The sequence below is a fragment of the Rhizobium sp. 2YAF20 genome (assembly GCF_052114685.1).
In the GTDB taxonomy this organism is placed as follows: domain Bacteria; phylum Pseudomonadota; class Alphaproteobacteria; order Rhizobiales; family Rhizobiaceae; genus Rhizobium.
This window is the reverse complement of sequence record NZ_JBFRFF010000094.1, coordinates 1-3,876: the sequence shown is the minus strand read 5'-3', so window position 1 is coordinate 3,876 and position 3,876 is coordinate 1. Positions and strand designations below refer to the sequence as shown.

Genomic DNA, 3,876 nt, shown 5'->3' with positions numbered 1-3,876 from the left:
AGACCGCAGCGGCAGCGCAGGACGGCGGTAGCCGAGCTTGTTGGCTCGCGAGGAATGACCGCTTGCGGTCAGGGGAAGAAGGTCGGCGGAGCCGTTGCAGACCAAGGCCGGGCCGGTGCCAGACCAGCCCAAAAGAGAGGCCGTAACGGAGGCTTCATGGCATCACCGGCAGAGAATGACATGAATGACCGGCACCCCCATCAGCACGTTCAGCGCTACCGGTACTGCACCCTTCCCACTGGCATAGCCGCCGTGCTCCGAACCGATGATATCACCCAAGCACAATCTTCTGCTCAAGAAGACAGTTTGAGAGAGGCCGACTGGCCGGTCACTGGAATGGTCCCGAAACCTCCGGTTTGCTCGAACCGCCGGACTTCCCCGGTGTGAACTGCAAATCGAAGGAAAGCAGCGTGACAAAACGAAGATACAGGCATCGTCGAAGCGTCGATGCACGGATCAATTGGTTACAACCTCATGTCGATGAGTTCAAAAGCTGGCTCACCGAGCGGAATTATTCTGCCCCGACGATATCGGAGGTCGTGCGTTTGCTTGCATTATGGGCCGATTGGGCGCGTGCGGCCGGCTTCGGGATCGAGACCCTGGTCACAGGCTTTGCTGCATCAGCGGTTATATTCCGCGGCGGCAAGACGACTCGCGCGCCGCAGGGTGCAGCTAAGCTGTTCATTGCCTGTCTGCGTGAGAGAAACATCCTGGCGCCGGAACAGCGCCCGTCGCTGGAGGATCTCTGGCCGACATTGGCTGCCTTCCGCTCCTGGATGCGCGAGCAACGCGGCATCAAGGATTCGACGCTCGATACCTATCAGGGGGTCTTGATCGATTTGCTGGCGTCGCTCGGTGCCGATCCCATAGCATATACCGCGGTTGCGATCCGTAGCTTCGTGCTCGATCGAGCAAAGCCGCACGGACGTGCAAGGGCACAGGGCATCACTGTGGCGACACGCGCGTATCTCAAATATCTCGTGGCGATCGGGGAATGCCCAGTGGGCCGTGAATATGCGGTTCCAGGATTCGCGAATTGGCAGTTAGCGGCAATACCGCGCTTTCTCGGGCAAGCCGATATCGACCGCCTTTTTGTCGTCTGTGACGGCGAAGAGCGTCTGCGTGACCGGGCCATCATACTTTTGCTTGCCCGTTTGGGCCTGAGAGCGAGTGAAGTCGCCAACCTAACCTTCGGCGACATCGATTGGGTGAACAGCCGGATAAAGCTTGTTGGCAAGGTGCGGCGCGAAGAGCACCTGCCGCTAACCCAGGACATCGGCGACGCTATCCTCGCCTATATCGAGCGAGCACGACCGCGCCTTGAGACGGCGCGGGTCTTCCTGACAGATATCGCACCGATCAGGCCAATCGGCCGCATCGCCGTAAAATGCATCGTGAGACGCGCCCTCGACAGGGCGGAGATCAAGAGTGTCCATCGCGGCGCCCATCTGCTCCGGCACTCCGCAGCAACTGCCATGCTGCGAAGCGGCGCAAGCCTTTCTGGCGTCGGCGCGGTTCTGCGGCATCGCTCGCCGTCGGTCACGGCGCTCTATGCCAAAGTAGATATGGGCCTCCTATCGGAGATTGCTCAACCTTGGGGCGGGAGACTGCCATGCTGAGCGATGACATCGACCGCTACATCACTCTGCGTCGCTCGCTGGGCTACAAGCTGGTCAGGGCCGAGCGGCACCTTCGTGCCTTTGCGAGCTTTGCCACCGACCGGGGTGAGACCCACATTCGCACCATATCAGCTGTGTCATGGCTGGACACGGTCGTTAGTACGCCGGGTGCTCGTGCGCGACGCCTGACGAACGTGATCCTGTTGGCGCGCTTCCTGTTTGCCGAAGATCCTCGGCACGAAATCCCACGCGCGGACGTCAAGCGGAGCTCGCAGAAGCGACCCATTCCCTACATCTATACGCCGGACGAGATCGGCCGCATTCTAGATGCAGCCGGCGCTCTCCGGTATCAGAAGCCCAATCCCCTGAGACGCCAGCTCTACGTCATGCTGTTCGGGTTGATTGCTGCCACCGGACTGCGCATCTCCGAGGCCCTTGCCCTCAGACTTGACGACATCCAGGCCGGCGGCGTCTTGCACATCCGCGAAACGAAGTTCCGCAAGAGCCGGCTCGTTCCGCTGCACGCGACTGTCATCGAGGCGCTTGAGGGTTATCTTGTGGCTCGGCGCCAACGGGCCGGTGAGAGTGACTGGCTGTTCCCATCCGTCGAGCACCGAGAGATCTACCCGACAACGGTCAACTACACATTCCGCTGCATCCTGCGACGAGCGGGGATCGCGCCGGAGCGACGTCAGCAGCCCCGTATCCATGATCTTCGCCATACCTTCGCAACCCGAGTTCTGCAGCAGTGCGGCGCCGGTCGCGGTGAGGTCGCTCGGCACTTCGTCGCCCTCTCGACCTATTTGGGCCATGTCAACATCCGAGGCACCTACTGGTACCTTGAGGCAACGCCCGAATTGATGACTGATATCGCCGCGGCCGCGGAAACGCTTATGGAAGAGAGCGCCGCATGACAAAGCTCGCCCCTCATATCACTAGTTTCCTGCGTGACTACATGCCCCGACAGCGGGGCTATAGTCCCCAGAGCTGCGAAACATATGCATTCAGCTACAGGCTGCTGTTTGACTTCGCAGCCACGCGGCTCCGCGTCCGCCCGTCCATGCTGATGATCGAAGATCTCGATGCGCCGATGATCCTGGCCTTCCTCGCTCATATTGAACAGGAGCGCGGGAACGGTGCGTCGACGCGCAATGTGCGGCTCGCCGCCATCAAGGCGTTCATGCGCTATATCGAGCACAAGGTACCTTCCGTCTTGGAGCAGGTGGGCCGGGTCCATGCAATCCCGAACAAGCGCCATGATCAGAAGCTCATCCGCCACCTGACAATGGACGAGGTCCGCGCGATCCTCAATGCTCCCGATCTCGCGTCGCGATCAGGCATACGCGACCGGGCGATGATGCATCTGTGCTTCGCGGGGGGCTTGCGGGTCTCTGAACTGGTTGGTGTGCTCACGGAAAATCTCGCGCTCCAGCACGGTGCCAGCATTACTGTTCAGGGCAAGGGCCGCAAGCAACGTTGCCTGCCGCTTTGGAAGGAAACCGCAAGGGACCTTCGCGCTTGGCTGAGTGCTAGGGGCTCAGTTCGCGTACCGGAACTCTTCGTCAATGCCAAAGGCGAACCGATGACCCGAGCCGGCTTCGAGTATGTGCTCGACAAGCACGTAGGCAAGGCCGCCAAGACCTGCCCGACGCTGCGCAATCGGAGCATCTCGCCGCATCAGCTTCGGCATAGTTGCGCGGTCGTCATGCTGCAGGCGACTCATGACATACGGAAGGTGGCATTGTGGCTCGGGCATGCTGATATCCGCACGACGGAAGTCTATCTCCGCATGGATCCTTCCGAAAAGTTGGAAGCAGTCGAGGCGGTCGTGCCACCTGAACTGAGGCGGGGTCGGTTCAAAGCTCCGGATGCGCTGATCTCGTCCTTGCTATCCGACTTGGAAGCACCGGCCCGATCAAGAGAGGCACCGACTTAAGCCGGTACAAACGCACCCGACATAATCTGTAGCATGTCGGGTGCATTCTATGTGATCAGCTGGAAGCATGCGGGCTATGCCAGTGGGAAGGGTGCAGTACCGGTAGCGCTGAACGTGCTGATGGGGGTGCCGGTCATTCATGTCATTCTCTGCCGGTGATGCCATGAAGCCTCCGTTACGGCCTCTCTTTTGGGCTGGTCTGGCACCGGCCCGGCCTTGGTCTGCAACGGCTCCGCCGACCTTCTTCCCCTGACCGCAAGCGGTCATTCCTCGCGAGCCAACAAGCTCGGCTACCGCCGTCCTGCGCTGCCGCTGCGGTCT

General features: G+C 60.7%; 4 protein-coding genes. All 4 read left to right on the top strand.

Annotated elements, in window-relative coordinates:
• Nucleotides 1–410 precede the first annotated feature (410 nt).
• Genes AB4Z52_RS35785 through AB4Z52_RS35770 form a run of 4 tightly spaced genes read left to right on the top strand, consistent with a single transcriptional unit; the run spans nt 411 to nt 3,714 of the window.
• Nucleotides 411–1,619 carry a tyrosine-type recombinase/integrase gene (locus tag AB4Z52_RS35785; RefSeq protein ID WP_442222548.1) on the top strand — a complete coding sequence of 403 codons (1,209 nt, stop codon included), beginning with the start codon at nt 411–413 and terminating at the stop codon, nt 1,617–1,619.
• Entirely contained in the window at nt 1,613–2,533 is a 921-nt protein-coding gene (locus AB4Z52_RS35780; protein WP_442222547.1) for a tyrosine-type recombinase/integrase, read from the top strand. Before AB4Z52_RS35785 ends, AB4Z52_RS35780 begins: the two co-directional genes overlap by 7 nt.
• Nucleotides 2,530–3,555 (top strand): tyrosine-type recombinase/integrase, encoded by a 1,026-nt coding sequence (locus AB4Z52_RS35775; protein WP_442222546.1) that lies wholly within the window; start codon nt 2,530–2,532, stop codon nt 3,553–3,555. Before AB4Z52_RS35780 ends, AB4Z52_RS35775 begins: the two co-directional genes overlap by 4 nt.
• Nucleotides 3,556–3,588: 33 nt before the next feature.
• Nucleotides 3,589–3,714: a hypothetical protein gene (locus AB4Z52_RS35770; RefSeq protein ID WP_442222545.1), complete on the top strand. Its 126-nt coding sequence runs from the start codon at nt 3,589–3,591 to the stop codon at nt 3,712–3,714.
• Nucleotides 3,715–3,876 lie beyond the last annotated feature (162 nt).

Excerpts from the sequence above, each read along its gene's own strand:
- AB4Z52_RS35780 (WP_442222547.1), top strand. The coding sequence starts at position 1,613 with ATGCTGAGCGATGACATCGACCGCTACATCACTCTGCGTCGCTCGCTG.
- AB4Z52_RS35775 (WP_442222546.1), top strand. The coding sequence starts at position 2,530 with ATGACAAAGCTCGCCCCTCATATCACTAGTTTCCTGCGTGACTACATG.
- AB4Z52_RS35770 (WP_442222545.1), top strand. The coding sequence starts at position 3,589 with ATGTCGGGTGCATTCTATGTGATCAGCTGGAAGCATGCGGGCTATGCC.